Annotated in this window: 12 protein-coding genes and 1 tRNA gene; 5 read left to right on the top strand and 8 right to left on the bottom strand. The window is 34.1% G+C overall.

Annotation, left to right across the window (positions count from 1 at the left end; genetic code table 11):
• Window positions 1–41: 41 nt before the first annotated feature.
• A complete protein-coding gene (gene nusA / locus KORDIASMS9_RS08255) occupies window positions 42–1,274 on the bottom strand; it encodes a transcription termination factor NusA (RefSeq protein ID WP_114902390.1) in 1,233 nt (410 codons plus the stop codon).
• A 13-nt stretch (window positions 1,275–1,287) separates the two neighbouring features.
• Window positions 1,288–1,752 (bottom strand): ribosome assembly cofactor RimP, encoded by a 465-nt coding sequence (gene rimP / locus KORDIASMS9_RS08250; RefSeq protein WP_114902389.1) that lies wholly within the window; start codon window positions 1,750–1,752, stop codon window positions 1,288–1,290.
• Between the two features lie 152 nt (window positions 1,753–1,904).
• Here rimP and KORDIASMS9_RS08245 point away from each other — a divergent pair, with 152 nt between their 5' ends.
• A complete protein-coding gene (locus KORDIASMS9_RS08245) occupies window positions 1,905–2,729 on the top strand; it encodes a universal stress protein (protein WP_114902388.1) in 825 nt (274 codons plus the stop codon).
• Between the two features lie 114 nt (window positions 2,730–2,843).
• Here KORDIASMS9_RS08245 and KORDIASMS9_RS08240 read toward each other — a convergent pair whose 3' ends face one another.
• Entirely contained in the window at window positions 2,844–4,214 is a 1,371-nt protein-coding gene (locus KORDIASMS9_RS08240) for a hypothetical protein (protein ID WP_162819831.1), read from the bottom strand.
• Between the two features lie 310 nt (window positions 4,215–4,524).
• Between KORDIASMS9_RS08240 and KORDIASMS9_RS08235 the strand changes: the two genes are divergently transcribed.
• The gene (locus KORDIASMS9_RS08235; protein ID WP_114902386.1) at window positions 4,525–6,273 is read left to right on the top strand and encodes a helix-turn-helix domain-containing protein; all 1,749 of its coding nucleotides are present in this window, start codon (window positions 4,525–4,527) and stop codon (window positions 6,271–6,273) included.
• A gap of 128 nt (window positions 6,274–6,401) precedes the next feature.
• Complete coding sequence (locus KORDIASMS9_RS23150; protein ID WP_162819830.1) at window positions 6,402–6,572, top strand: hypothetical protein; 171 nt, start codon at window positions 6,402–6,404, stop codon at window positions 6,570–6,572.
• 168 nt (window positions 6,573–6,740) lie between these two features.
• Here KORDIASMS9_RS23150 and KORDIASMS9_RS08230 read toward each other — a convergent pair whose 3' ends face one another.
• Window positions 6,741–8,102 carry a hypothetical protein gene (locus tag KORDIASMS9_RS08230; protein WP_162819829.1) on the bottom strand — a complete coding sequence of 454 codons (1,362 nt, stop codon included), beginning with the start codon at window positions 8,100–8,102 and terminating at the stop codon, window positions 6,741–6,743.
• A gap of 346 nt (window positions 8,103–8,448) precedes the next feature.
• On the opposite strand from KORDIASMS9_RS08230, the gene KORDIASMS9_RS08225 reads away from it, so the two are divergent.
• Together KORDIASMS9_RS08225 and KORDIASMS9_RS08220 are read left to right on the top strand one after the other, a co-directional pair.
• Window positions 8,449–10,149 carry a helix-turn-helix transcriptional regulator gene (locus tag KORDIASMS9_RS08225; protein WP_162819828.1) on the top strand — a complete coding sequence of 567 codons (1,701 nt, stop codon included), beginning with the start codon at window positions 8,449–8,451 and terminating at the stop codon, window positions 10,147–10,149.
• 103 nt (window positions 10,150–10,252) lie between these two features.
• Window positions 10,253–10,441: a hypothetical protein gene (locus tag KORDIASMS9_RS08220; protein WP_114902383.1), complete on the top strand. Its 189-nt coding sequence runs from the start codon at window positions 10,253–10,255 to the stop codon at window positions 10,439–10,441.
• Between the two features lie 123 nt (window positions 10,442–10,564).
• Here KORDIASMS9_RS08220 and KORDIASMS9_RS08215 read toward each other — a convergent pair whose 3' ends face one another.
• The 4 genes from KORDIASMS9_RS08215 to KORDIASMS9_RS08200 all read right to left on the bottom strand — a co-directional run bounded on the left by KORDIASMS9_RS08215 (window position 10,565) and on the right by KORDIASMS9_RS08200 (window position 15,699).
• A complete protein-coding gene (locus tag KORDIASMS9_RS08215; protein ID WP_114902382.1) occupies window positions 10,565–11,965 on the bottom strand; it encodes a TolC family protein in 1,401 nt (466 codons plus the stop codon).
• Window positions 11,966–11,970: 5 nt separating this feature from the next.
• Entirely contained in the window at window positions 11,971–13,332 is a 1,362-nt protein-coding gene (locus KORDIASMS9_RS08210) for an HlyD family secretion protein (protein WP_114902381.1), read from the bottom strand.
• A gap of 3 nt (window positions 13,333–13,335) precedes the next feature.
• A complete protein-coding gene (locus KORDIASMS9_RS08205) occupies window positions 13,336–14,997 on the bottom strand; it encodes a peptidase domain-containing ABC transporter (RefSeq protein ID WP_114902380.1) in 1,662 nt (553 codons plus the stop codon).
• Between the two features lie 629 nt (window positions 14,998–15,626).
• A tRNA-Gln gene (locus KORDIASMS9_RS08200) sits at window positions 15,627–15,699 on the bottom strand.
• Window positions 15,700–15,726: the final 27 nt, after the last annotated feature.

Here is a 15,726-nt window from a genome sequence, read left to right as displayed (position 1 = left end):
TTTAAATTTTACCCTCTTTTTAAATAAAAAACTGCTTTTTATTAATCTTCAAATTCTTCTTTTAGAATTCTAATTACTTCCCCCACAGTTTCTTCCTCTAAATCTGTTTGTTTTACGAGGAAGTCTAATTCTTGATCTAAGACACTTTTGGCAGTATCTAAACCAATTTTCTTAAATTCTTCTATTACCCAACCTTCAATTTCATCAGAGAATTCGGTTAATTCTACATCTTCTTCAACACCTTCACGATATACATCAATTTCATATCCTGTAAGTTGTCCTGCGAGTCGAATGTTGAAACCACCTTTTCCAATGGCTTTTGAAACTTCTTCAGGTTTTAAGAACACTTCTACACGCTTAGTTTCTTCGTTAATTTTTAACGAACTCACTCTTGCGGGACTTAGGGCACGTGTTATGTATAGTTGTAAGTTTGTTGTGTAATTGATTACATCTATATTTTCGTTCCCTAATTCTCTTACGATTCCATGGATACGAGAACCTTTCATTCCCACACATGCACCCACAGGATCTATTCTATCGTCATAAGAATCAACAGCTACTTTTGCTTTTTCACCAGGGATTCTTACTACTTTTTTCACGGTAATTAATCCGTCAAAAACTTCAGGAATTTCTTGTTCAAATAGTTTTTCCAAGAATTCTGGTGCCGTTCTCGACATGATAATCATAGGCTTATTTCCTTTTAAGTCTACTCTATCAATGATTCCTCGTACATTTTCTCCTTTGCGGAAAAAGTCAGATGGAATTTGATTTTCTTTTGGCAACACGATTTCATTTCCTTCATCATCTAACAAAATTACGGCTCTGTGTCTGATATGATGTACTTCTGCCGTATAAATGTCTCCTACTAAATCTTTAAATTGTTTATAGATCGTTGTATTATCGTGTTCATGTATTTTTGAGATTAGGTTTTGACGCAATGCTAAGATTGCTCTTCTTCCTAAGTCTACTAATTTTACTTCTTCAGATACATCTTCCCCAACTTCAAAGTCAGGCTCAATTTTTCGTGCTTCTATTAATTCGATTTCTTGATTTGGATCTTCTACTTCTCCATCTGCTACTACAATTCGGTTTCTCCAAATTTCTAAATCGCCTTTGTCAGGGTTGATAATGATATCAAAATTATCATCGGACCCAAATTTCTTTTTTAATGCATTTCTAAAAACATCTTCTAATATCGCCATTAGCGTTACACGATCTATTAACTTGTCGTCCTTAAACTCTGAAAGCGACTCAATCAATGCTATATTCTCCATGACATGTCTTTAATTAAAATGTTACCATAACTTTAGCTTTTATAATATTTTTATAAGGTATTTCTTGTTCTTTTTGAACCGTGATTTTACCTTTTCCAATGGGTTTTGGCTCACGCGCTTTCCATTGAAGTTTAATTTTTTCGTCATCCACAGCTACTAAAGTACCATGTACTTCTTTTTGATCGTCTGTGATGACTTCTAATTTTCTACCCACATTTTTTTTGTATTGACGAATGTGTGTAATTCCTTCTGATATCCCAGCAGAATATACTTCTAAGGAGAAGTCTTCTTCCTCTCTATCAAGGTTATGCTCAATATGACGACTTACTTTCATGCAATCACTCAAAGTTACACCATTATCACCGTCAATCACAATTACAATCTTGTTTCCTTGCTTTATTTCTTTCGAAATTAGGAATAATGAAGACTCTTCTTCTAACACTTCTTGTAATAAATTTGTAACTTTTTGTTTAAACATTTTTAGTATGAAAAGAGGGGACTTATGTCCCCTCATTTTTAGTCTTTTCTTCGTATAACGGTGCAAATATACACATTTTTTCTAATCTTAAAAACTATTCAACCAAAGGTTTTTATTTGTAACTTTCCCCATATCTTAAAATTATAACCATAATGAAGAAAATTCTCCTTCCAACCGATTTTTCAGAACAAGCTGAATACGCGCTTAGAGTAGCGGCTTCCTTAGCAAGACAAAATGATGCTACGATTTACTTGATGCACATGTTAGAAATGCCGTCACACCTTTTGTCTGGCGACAGTAATTTGAATGTTCCTGAGCAGTTGTTATTTATGAAAATAGCACACGAGCGTTTTGAAAAAACCATGGAACAAGATTTTATGGAAGGAATTAATGTGGAGATTACCGTGGAAAGAGATAAAGCGTTTGATGGAATTACACAAGCCATCCGCCAACATGAAATTGATTTGGTAGTGATGGGTTCAAGTGGTGCTTCTGGTTTGAAAGAGATGTTTATTGGATCGAACACCGAAAAAGTAGTCCGTACGGCAGACGCACCTGTATTGGTGATTAAAAATGATATTCCCGATTTTAAGGTGGATCATTTTGTGTTTGCTTCTGATTTTGGAGATGATCAAAAGTTAGTGTTTGAACAAGCGGTTGATTTTGCCAATAGTTTTAACGCAAAATTGCATTTGTTGTTTGTAAATACTCCGAATCGTTTTGTGACGACAGATGTTGCTCAGAAAAAGATGGATGCTTTTATTGAAGGTTTTGAAGATTTAGCTGATCACGAATTACATATTTATAATGACACAAAGATTGAAACTGGAATTTTGAATTTTTCGCGGGCTATTGATGCCGATTTGATTGGAATGAGCACACATGGAAGACAAGGTTTGGCTCATTTTTTTAATGGAAGTATTAGTGAAGATTTAGTGAATCATTCGTTGCGACCTGTGATTACGTTTAAGATTTGATTTTTTTGTGGATTTGTTAGATTGTTAGATTGTTAGATTATACAAAAAAACTGCTCGAATTGTCGCAAGACGCATCGAACAGTTTTACCCTAAAAAACCCAAAGAAACTTCTGTTTATCTTTCGTTATGTTGTACATCAACGGCAGCAGCTGGATGATACATAAATCCGTTTGAACCGATATCGTGACAGTATTCTACGAGGTATTCTCCAATAAGATCGTCTCCGTTGTCAATTTTAAATTTGATTGGCAACTCCACAGAAACTGTTTCAAATACTTTGAAGCTTAATTTTGTTTCAAAATTCTTCTCGCTTCCTCCATCAGATTCAAAACACACCACTTTCATACGGTTTCCATCTGGCTGTGGATTGGAAGGTCCTGCTGTTGGATTCCAAATGATGGAGCTAAAATTCGGATAAAACCAAGTGTTGTCATCAGTTACTTTTTTGATTTGACCTGTGCGTATGTAACTCAATGACGAACCACTTGTTACCACCGCGCCATTTTGCATGGTATAATTAGCTCCATCTGCCCATATAATTACAAAGAACCATTCTCCTTTTCCTGCTAAGAAACCGTCGTAATCGTCTGTTGTTCTGAAACGCCACAGGTTTTCCGTTCCATTTTCACAATCACGTTCGCAGGTTGCTGTACATGGTGGATTGGTTCCGCCACCGGTAGTTCCACCACCAGTAGTTCCTCCGCCAGTATAACCTCCATTATTGCCTCCGTCATCACCAGGCTCTACTCCTCCTATGCTTGGTCCTCCATCTGCATATAATTTTGCATTTGGTGTTTCTATAGATCCTGCGTTTACGACTACCGATCGTCCGTCGTCATAGGTAAATAATATTGAACTTGCTTTGTCTGATTTGTCCAATCCGCTCGTTGTTACACCTTGGTATACTTCACTATTTCGCACTACAAATGATTTTTCATAACGCTCCACCGATAATAATTCGGTATGCATCACGCCATTCTCATAGTAGTGAACAACTTCCATTGGATTTTGGTCATCAAAATTATTGTCTACATATACACGATTGGAAAATACAGGCGTGTTTCTATCACCTGCAAGCAATACAGACATTCCAGGATTGACATTTAAAAACTCTTTAATGTTGACGTTAGATTTTGCATCATCAATATTGGCTAAGACATCATTTAATGATTTCCCAGAAAAGTCTTTCATTTCTGATTTCCCTTGCATTCCCACAAAAAATTCTTGCTCGTAGTAGCCTCGCTTTTCTAATTTTAATGCTTCTTCTTGCAACAATGTGTTCATGTTATCGTGTTTTTGAATGGCAATTGACATTAATCGCGCATATTCAAATAAAGCTTGATGTGATGTAGATTGTTTACTTACATCAATAGTATCTGTGGCTAACGGATCGCTCTCGTTGTCAAAGGCTTCGTCTTTAGAACAGGAATGCAAGCCCACAATGAGCAATGATAGAAATAGTATTTTTATGTGTTTTATTTTCATAATAATTCGTTTTGTGTTTTTCATACTCTTTTGTGTCATGTAGAACACTGGATTTTCTGATTGACTCCATTTTTTTTATACGCACAGTATGTTTTAGTTTGTGTTCGTATAGTGTTGCAACGGTTCAAAAGTATGAGGGTATTTGCGTTTAAAAAAGTGTTCTATTTTGCTATTTATGAATTGCCACTATCAATTTATAAATTGGTAGTAGTTGGTTTTTTGCGAATCTTAACATGAATTTACCGTAACATTTTTATAAAAAAAGCTACTATTGTATATATTAGAGCCGATTATACTAACATTACCAGAAATGATTATTATTACAATACACGAACACCTTTCTTTTTTATGGAGAAATGTGTTACTTTCCTCCATTTTTATTTTTTCATGTGCTATTTCTTTTGCGCAGGAGATTTCTGAGTTTACAATTCCTGATTCTTTACAATCTAAAACCTATGAAGCGTTAATTACTGCTTTTGCCTCTGATAAAAAAGATTCTATTGGGCGCTTGATATATGCCAACACCTATTTCGCGAAGGCTAACAAAGCCAAAGATACTTTAGAAATGACTAGAGGGTATGAGTTATTGGCATTTGCTTACGCGAAAGATTATCCCAGAAGCTTTGTGTATTATGACAAAGCTATTGCGCTGAGTAAAGATTTGAAACACAAACGCTACCCTGCCATGTTGTACACCTTTAAAGGTGCTGTTTTGTCAACTGATGGAAAGTATGCAAAAGCCATGGAAAACCACTTAAAAGCGTTGGAATATGCAGATAAGAATGACAATATAGAGTTGGTGTATGTTAATAAACATAATATTGGACTTCTCAAGAAATACTTAGAATTGTATGATGAAGCCTTAGAAATTTTCAAAGAATGTTATAGGTATGAATTGAATAATGAAAACCGAAAAGAACTTGATTTTGCACTTTCTCATTTTTCAATTGCTGAAATTTACATTGAAACAAAAGTGTTAGATTCTGCCATTAAATACAATACAAAAGGATATCAAATTGCGTTACAACAAAATTTTACTGACCTAAAAAATCTTTTTTTGTTGAATAAAGGAATTATTTTTTATCACCAAGGAAAATATGCACAAGCGATTCAACAGATCAATACCGCGATGGATTCATTACAGCATTCTCGCGAAAAATTAATCATAATGAATAGCTTTTTTCACGTTGCAAAATCTTATGATTCATTACAAAAACCCGCTAAAGCCATTGTGTATTATAAAAAAGTAGATTCTGTATTTACCGAACATCCGCATCATATTTCATCTACCATAATGAATACTTATAAATCACTTTATAATTATTATAGATCTGTTAATGATAAGAAAAACGAAATGCTTTATATAGAGAAAGCATTAGTCACTTCCAATCTTAATAAAAAAGATTATAGAACCTTAAGTAATAAAATTATAAAAACTTTTGACCGTCGAAAGTTACTACAAAAACAAAAAGAACTTAACAAAGCTTTGAATCAAAAGGATAAAAGCTACAGTGTTTTGAAACGTGTTTCCTTGTTAGTGCTGTGCATTTTTATGATTGTATTGCTTGCTTTTTATGCCAAACAAAGACAAATTAAAAAACGCTTTAAAGAGTTTGTGCAACAACACGAACAAACGGTCAGGACTCCTAAAAAGGCTGCAAATATTGATACGGAAGATGTCAAAAAAATTGGATTAGCGAAAGAAGTGATTGATCAGATTTTAGCCGCTTTGGATGATTTTGAGTCAAAGAAATTATTTATAGAATCAGACAATACTTTACCGAATTTATCCAAACGTTTCAAAACGAATTCTGCATACCTTTCAAAAGTGGTGAATACCTATAAGAATAAAAAGTTTGCTGAATATTTGAACGATTTACGGATTGAGCATGCTATTGAAAAGATTCAAACGGATAAACAATTTCGTTTGTACACGATTAAAGCGATTGCGTTAGAAGTTGGCTTTAATAATTCACAATCTTTTGCAAGAGCTTTTAAGCGCAAGACTGGAATTAAACCATCTGATTTTATTACACAACTAGAAAGTATGAAATCATAAGGTATCAACTATCCCTTCGCACCAAATAAATGCATGCAATTTATAAATTGCATCTATGACACTAGAAAACACAAGGATTTTACGTAAAACATATAATACATTTACAACAAATTATAAATCATTTGACTATGCGTAAAACAAAGAAAAAAGAATTGAAATTAAAAAAACTAAGCATTGCTACTGTGTCAAACTTAGCGGAAATTAAAGGAATGTCAGGAGCCCGAACTTTAAATAATTGTGGACTTCCAACAAAAACCAATCCGCCAGATATGTGTATGTACACTTTAGAAGGTTGTTAAACTTCATACATTTTTTACCGATTATTATGAACTAAAAAATCCCAGTTTCGCGACTGGGATTTTTGCTGTAGCAATTTTTACAATGAGTTCAATATTAAAAGCCTTACTACGTATTTGCCATAATGTTGACTTATATTGTACTTTATAATTCCTCTATTTACTTTCTATTTATCGCTCATTGTGTTGTATATCAACTACTGCCGCTGGGTGATATATAAATCCGTTATAACTAATATCTTGACAATAGTCAACAATGTATTCTCCAATGAAATCATCTCCATTATTAATCGTAAAGTTGATTGGTATTGACAAATTCGCCCCAAATACTTTAAAACTCAATGTTGATTGAAAGTTTCTAGCACTTCCGCCATCTGACTCAAAACAAATTACCTTCATTCGATCTCCATCTGGGTTTGGATTGGTAGGACTTTCGTTTGGATTCCAAATGATGGAACTAAAATTCGGAGTATGCCAAGAATTATCATCTTTTACTTTTATTTCTCCTGTACGCAAATAACTTAATGGTGACCCAGTGGTTACCACAGTACCGTTTTGTATTGTATAATTAGCGTCATTTGCCCATATAATTATAAAGAACCATTCTCCTTTTCCTCCAAGAAATTGGTGGTCATAATCATTTGTTGTTCTTAAACGCCAAAGGTTTTCTGTTCCATTTACACAGTCGCGTTCACATGTTGCAGTACAAGGATTTCCGCCGCCGCCAGGGTTTCCAGGGTTTGTATTCCCATCATCAATTAATGGATCATCTGGTCCTTCATAAGGTCCTGATCCTGGATCATATATATCGTCATCGTCATACAGTTTGGAATTTGGCGTTTCAATAAATCCGGCATTGACAATCACCGATCTTCCATCGTCATACGTAAATAGTACCGAAGCACTCTTTTCTTCAACCTTACTTAGCGGACTTGTCTTTACGCCCATGTATACTTCACTTGTACGTACCACAAATGATTTTTTATAACGTTCTACAAATAATGGTTCCGTATACATGATTCCGTTTTCATAGTAATGCACCACTTCCATTGAATCTTGATCGTCAAAGTTATTATCTACATAGACGCGATTAGAAAACACATCTGTACTTATATCTCCTGCAAGTAGTACCGACATCCCAGGATTGATATTTAAAAACTCCTTAATATTCACCTCTGATTTTGCATCGTCAACAGTTGCTAAGATTTGATTGAGTGATTTTCCTGAAAACCCTTTCATTTCTGATTCTCCTTGCATTCCCACAAAGAATTCCTGCTCGTAATACCCACGTCTTTCTAAGCGCAATGTTTCTGTTTGCAGTAATTCGTTCATATTATCGTGTTTTTGAATTGCGAGAGACATGAGTCGCGCATACTCAAACAGTCCTTGATGTACTTCAGATTGTTTACTTACATCTAGTTGACCTGATACGATTGGGTCGTTTTCACTATCTAAAGTTTCTTCATTAGAACACGAATGTAAGCCAATGAGCAATAGTGAGATTAGTAGTAATTTTATTTGCCTTATTTTCATAATAACTGAATTTTTGTGATTCATACTCTTTTGTTCTGTGTAGAACCTAGGATTTTCTGAATATCTCCTCAATTTCAGCCTACAGCTTTTTGGTTTATGCAGCGTAAGTGAAGTGTTGCAACAGGATAAAAGTAGTTTCGTATTGACGATAAAAAAAGTATTGCATTTTTCTTTTTATGAATTGCACTAATCAATTTATGAATTGTCATATATGCTACGATTTATGAATTGCGCAGGTTTATGGCGATTTTTAAGTAAAAAAAATACTATATTTAAACTCAAGCGATACATTTAATGTACTACCAAAATGATATATAATTTTATATGTAACTATTTCACAAGTCTGTTGAAAAATAGAGTACCCTTCTCGCTGTTTATTTTATACTGTGCTGTTCCTTTTGCGCAGGAAAATTTTGAGTTTACCATTCCTGATTCATTAGCATCCAAATCCTACAAAGAGTTGCGAGCTGCTTTTAATACTGATCGAAAAGATTCTACACGTAGATTAATATATGCCAAAACTTATATTGCAAAAGCTACTAAAACCAATGAACGTTTGGAAATGGTAAAAGGTTATGAATTACTAGGCTTTGCTAACGATCATAATTTTAGGAAAAGTTTTATCTATTATGATAAAGGTGCTGAGATTAGTAAAGATTTGAAAAATGTACAATATCCTGCTATTTTTTATACATATAAAGGAGCTATTTTATCTGAAAAAGGCAGTTACAAGGAAGCCTTAGAAAATCATTTAAAAGCTATTGAATATGCCGAAGTAAATAATAATGAGGAATTGATATATGTAAATAAACATAATATTGGAATTTTAAAAAGACATCTAGAATTGTATGAAGAGGCCTTGTTACTTTTTAAAGAATGTTATGTGTATGAATTGAAAAGTTCGGAGAGAGATGAACATGATTTTTTACGTACACATTTAGCGCTAGCCGATATTTATACAGAAACCCGTGTTTTAGATTCCGCTAAAAAATATAATACCGCAGGGTATAATTTAGCTCGGAGACTTAATAAAGGATATGTGAAATCTTTTAAAGTGTATGCAGGAATTATTTCTTTTCATGAAGAAAAGTATCAAAAAGCAATTGTATCCATAAAAAATGCTATTGATTCTTTGGATCAAGATATTCAAAAATACACGGTTATGAATGGTTTTTTTTACTCCGCAAAAGCATACGAGGTATTACAACAAGAGAAAAAAGCAATTTCATATTATAAAAAAGTAGATTCAGTTTTTACAAAATATCCCTATAATTTTTCCTCGAATTTAATGGAATCATACGACGCTTTGTATAAGTATTATAAAAAAGTCAATGACAAAACGAATGCCGTAAAATATATTGAAAAAGCATTATACGCTTATAATATTCACAAGGAAGATTATTTGACATTGAGCGATAAGATTAAAAAAACATTTGATCGCAGGGAACTTCTGGAGAAACAGAAAGCATTAAATAAAGCATTGAATCAAAAAGATAAAAAGCATGCAACATTTAAAATTATAGCTTTGATCGTTGGCATTATTTTTATCTTCGTGCTGACTGCGTTTTACATCAAACAACGACAAATTAAAAAACGTTTTCAGGAGTTTGTGAAAAATCATGAAAAAGCACAAAAATCTCCAAAGAAACCTGTTAAAATTGATGAAGCAGAAGTTCAAAAAATTGGCTTGGCCGATGATATTATTGAGCAAATACTTTCCTCGCTGTATACTTTTGAAACAAAGCATGCGTACATCAAATCAGACATTACATTGACGAGCTTATCGAAGCAATTTAAAACAAATTCCGCTTACCTTTCCAAGGTTATCAATACTTACAAAAACAAAAAGTTTGCCGCGTATTTAAACGATTTACGAATTGATTATGCCATCCATAAAATTCAATCTGACACACATTTTCGTTTGTATACTTTTCAAGCCATTGCCCTTGAGGTAGGTTTTAACAATTCACAATCATTTACCAGAGCATTTAAAAGAAAAACAGGAATCAAACCTTCCGATTTTATGCGACAACTTGAAAGATCATAAAATCGCCGTGCAATTTATAAATTGCACGAAATCCAATCAAAATCACATCGTTTTTCCTTAAAACTTATAATACTTTTATACTGAATCATAAAAATATTTGACCATGCGAAAAACAAATCACACAAAACAATTAACATTAAAAAAATTGAGCATTTCTGCTTTAACAGGATTAGAATCAATTACTGGAGGCACCGACGTTACTTTTGCTACTATTTGCGAATTGTGTTGCGGACCAAAATCAAAACCGAAAACTATATGCGCGGATTCTCCAACAGAGTTATGTCCTGATTGATTACTTGAGCATTTTCTTAATTATCAGTAAAAAGCTATATCGTATCATTACGACACTAGTGAAATTAAAAAATCCCAGTGGTGCGACTGGGATTTTTGTTTGCAATTTTTACAATATGAAGCCTTACAACGTATTCGCCATAATGTTAAATAAACTCGCTTTGGTTTTAAAGTATTTATTTTCCAACTCAATGGCTTTAAGTAAATTTTCTATCAATTTTGCCTCTCGCGAATTGACTAAGAACAACGAACTTTCTCCCAAGAAAAATTTTCGCTCTTCTGCTCTCAACATTACTTCATAATCTTCTACCAATTCTTCTGTGAGCTGATTTTGTATTTGATACGACTCAATTTCTTGTGTAACGGCATCTATTTTGTTTTTCAGATTTACCCGCGTGGTCGTACGTTCAAAATCTACATCTTGTAGTTTTAATTTTGCCAAACGCAAATCTCCGCGTTCTTTCCTCAAAAATAATGGAAAACTGATGTTTAATCCAGCTTTGTAATTTTGCGTATTGAAGGTTCCTGCTTCATCAGGTGTTTGACTTAAAAAGTTGTACTGTAAATCAATTTGTGGCAATAGGTTGTTCTGTTTCAAACGCCGATTGAGCACTAAGCTTTCATATTTTAGGTTTAACGACTGAATTTTTGGATGCGCTTCTACATCAAAATCTTCATTATCAAATCCGGTAACATTCAATACTTCGTCAATTCGGTTTACCGTTTCTGTATCGGGTTGAATCGACGGACGCAATTCTACAGGCGTGTCATTATTTAACCATAAAAAGTTAGAAAGTTCTAACGACGTTTTGATGTATTTGATGCGCGCTTTTTCCAGATCGAGTTTTCGTGTATTGAGTGTTAAACGCGCTTCCAAGGTATCAATTGCCGCTTTTTCGCCAGCTTGGTAACTTCTTTTAATTCCATCAAAACGCAATTGTGCATTGGATAGAAACGACTCAAATACTTGACGATTTCGAAATGTTTTTAACCATTTGAAATACGTAATTGAGGCTTCATACAAAATTTCGTTGACCAATAATTGTTGATCTGCTTGTGCTTGTTGTGTAAATAGTTTTGCTTGTTTGAGCATCGCCATGCGTTCATTCATCAAAAAACCTCTTGCTAACGACACCGAAACGCCCGCACTATACAGTCCGTCTGTCGGTACAGAAAATTCTGGGTTTAAAAACTCTCCTGTGTTTTCTTCAAAATTTGCTTTGAATTCCACACCATACCAAGTCGGAATTTTGAATGTGGCATTGAGTTTATCGTAATATTCTGTGTTTTTGAATTTTTTCCGATCGTAATCCACTTCCAATTTCGGATCAAAAGCACCACGCGATTTTAAGAGCTTTGCTTCGCTTTCACTGATGATTAAATTTGCCTGCTTTACAATAGGATGGTAGGTTTTTACATATCCTAAATATTCATCCAAAGACATGATAGAATCTAACGGATTGTCTATTTGAGCAGCAACCTTTCCACTGAAAAGAAGTACAAGAAAAAGAAAAATGTATCTCATAGCTATTACTTCTTATCTTTAGAATCTTTACCTGCAGTTTTATCGTCTGGCTGATAAAAGTTAGGCGGAAAACTATTTAACTGTCGCCACAACTCAAACCAAATTGGCACATCTTCCAGTAATGCAATGGTTCTTGCACCTGAACCTACACGAATTGCTTCTGGCCATTCATGATCGGTTTCATCTGGCGCTAATAATATTCTGTATTTTCCATTATCGCTGATAAAGTTTTCAATAGCGACTACTTTAGCACCGTACGTTCCGTAGGAAATATTGGGCCATCCGCTAAAAACAATTGCAGGCCAACCATCAAATTGCACACGTACTTTTTCCCCAATATGAAGCAATGGCAAATCAATAGGTCGCACAAAGGTTTCTACTGCCAAATCGTAATTAGACGGCATAATGCTTACCAGTTTTTCACCTTCTTTAAAGGTTTCTCCAATTCCGCCTATGATGGCTTTGTTGATAAATCCATCTTGCGGCGCCAGAATGTATAACAAATCGCTTCGTTCTTTATAATTTGTATAATCCGTTTGCAATTTTGTAACCTGAGCTTCTGTATCAAACTGACTTGATTGTGCGGTATAGCGATCACTTTGCGCTTTGGAAATTTTATCTGCATACGAAGCTTGCGTTCTCGATAATTCTATTTGCGCATTGATGATATCGTTTTTATTGGCTAAGTATTTATTTTCAAGTGAAATTAATTTCGCTTCAGTTTCTTGAAGTTTTAAACGCTTTTCTTCTACATCTTTGGTCGCTGCCAAACCTTCAGCTTCTAAGGTAACTACACGGTCAAATTGTGTTTGTGCAATCCTTTTGTTGATGCGTGCTGCTTCCACATCAATACTATCGCCTTTAATTTTGAGACGCGCTTGCAATAGTTTGTTTTGGGTTTGCTCTAGTTTGAGGTCTCTTTCTCTCAATAAAGCTGTTACTTGACGCGCTAGTGCATCAATTTTACCTTTGTAGGCGACAACAGAAGAAGATTTCGCTTTGATTTGATCACCAGTTCTTTCCACCAAACGATCGTCAAAATATTCACTTTTTACTTCCGATATTTTAAGAATAGTATCTCCTTTATGAACAGAGTCACCTTCTCGCACATACCATTGTTCAATTCGTCCTGGAATTTGCGATTGAATCGTTTGCGGACGATGATCGGGTTGTAAAGTTGTTACTTGCCCTTGTCCTGTAATATTCTGCGTCCATGGCAAAAACAGCACGATGATGACAATGACCGCAAACACAAATAAAAACCGATTTAATTGCTTGTAATATTTTTTATTAAAGACAAGCTTCCCGGATGAATACTGCGTCAGCTTCACCTTTTTGTTTAACTTATTGTTTGTGATATTTAGCATGTCTTATGTATTTTTAATTTCTCCTTTAACCAATGTTATTCGTTCTCCGCAATGTGTTTTCCAACGTTCGTTGCTGCTCACTACAATTAATGCCCACGGATTTGACGGATCCGTTAAAAAGTCGATAATTTCATTGCTTTCTTGCGTATTAAATTGATCTAGTGGATCTTCAAGGATGAGCACTTTTGGATTTTTAATAATGGCTCTTGCCAATACTATTTTCTTAGAAATATTATATGAAATTTGTTTTCCTTCCGGATGTAAAATTGTCTGTAATCCTTGTGATTGTTCTTTGATAAATTGTGTCAAACCTACTTTTTCTAATGCCCAAAAAATACGCTCATCAGATACGTCTTCATTTCCAAACGCAAGATTTTCCCGTACGGTTCCTTCAAAAGGTGTTTCTTCTGAAAGTGACAATCCTAAGTGTGTACGGTAATGATTTAAAAACAAACTGGAAATCGAGAAAGAGTTGATATAAATACTTCCCGAAGTTGGCGCAATTACACCAGCAATCATTCGTAATAAACTTGATTTTCCAGAACCGCTTTCACCCTGAATTAAGATTCTACTTTTTGGCAGAATTTTAAAAGAGACATTATGTAAAATTGGCTTTTCTCTCCCAAAAACCTTATAAGAAGTTTTGTCAAGCTCAATCACCATTTCTTCTGTAAAATCAGGCGTTTCTCCTTCTTGTGCTTCTAATCCTTTATCAACAACTTGCCCTAATTTTTCTATAGAAGTTAACACATCATAAAAAGATTCCAATCCAACAATCAATTTTTCAACAGAACCAATTACTAATAAAATGATGATTTCTGCCGCGACAAACTGACCAATATTCATTTCTTGATTCAGCACCAAAGCGCCACCAATTAATAATAAGGAAGCTGTTACTAACACTTTAAAGGAAATCATTTGTATGAATTGCAATACCAACACGCGGAAATGACTTTCGCGCGCTTTCAAATATTTTTCCACCAACACATCATTTTTTTTGAGTGCTAAACTGGTATTTCCTGAAAGTTTGAAACTTACCATCGTTCGAGCAACTTCTTGAATCCAATGTGCGACTTTATATTTATTTTTCGATTCTTCCAAACTGGTTTGTAATCCTCTTTTTGCCGTGTATTTAAAGACAATATATATGAGTGCTACCAGCAAGACTCCAAAAATGATAAAAAACGGATGGTAAAATGAAAGTAGAATCAGCGCAAATAAAATTTGCAACAATGCAGACGGAACATCTATTAATATTTTTGACAATCCTTTTTGAATGGTCAATGTATCAAAAAATCGGTTGGCGAGTTCTGGCGGATAATAATTGCGCAGCTCGTCCATTCTAATTTTAGGAAAGCGATAACTCAACTCAAATGAAGCACGCATAAAAATACGTTGCTGAATCGTTTCTATAATTCGCAATTGCATGAGTTGTAATGCGCCAGTAAACACTACACCTAAAGTCACTAAAATTACCAACACTACCCAAGAAGTAGATACTTGCGCTCCTTGAATTAAGTTGATAATTGACTGAATTCCTAGCGGCAATGATAACGCCACAATTCCTGCGAAAATGGCATAATAGAGAATCTGAAAAATATCTCTTTTCTCCAGTTGAATCAAGCCAACAAATCGTTGCCAAGGTGTTAATTGAGTGTTTGCCATAGTTTATATCTTAAAAGCGTTCACTTACTACGTTTTTGAATACATAATAAATGCAACGAATTTTCATTTTTTAATATTCACGAACGCAAATATAATAGTAATACTATTAAAATTGCATATTCATATATTAATATTAACATTAAATTAATTTATAATACTGATATACAATTGTTTATGAATTAGGTAATTCATAAAATTTTAACAAATTGAAGCTCTTTAATTGACTGAAACACACTATTTTGCTTTGAGTTTGTTTTACAAAGATAACCAAAAATTAAACAGAAAAGGTCGTGAAAAGGTTTTGAAAAAGCACTATTAACACATAAAAAAATGAGCTTTAACAGGATTTTAAGAATGCTGTAAGTGAACTTTTAAAAGAGTATGTGTTCTGAAACTACGAAAAAGTTATTTTTATTCATAGTTCACTTCAACTTCAATAGGTAATTAGAAAAACTTTGTAAATCAAAAAAACCTTAAAAAGAAAAAGCTCCTTTCCATTTGAAAGAAGCTTTTCGTTGGCCCACTAGGGCTTATCTCAGCAGGCTCGATATAAACTTCTCGCCCTAACTTTGTAAATCAAAAAACCCTAAAAAGAAAAAAGCTCCTTTCCATTTGAAAGAAGCTTTTCGTTGGCCCACTAGGGCTCGAACCTAGACTCTTCTGGACCAAAACCAGACGTGTTGCCAGTTACACCATGGGCCAATGCTGTAATGCGGTTGCAAATTTAAA

The organism is Kordia sp. SMS9 (genome assembly GCF_003352465.1).
Taxonomy (GTDB): Bacteria; Bacteroidota; Bacteroidia; order Flavobacteriales; family Flavobacteriaceae; genus Kordia.
This window is presented reverse-complemented; position numbering and strand designations above follow the sequence as displayed.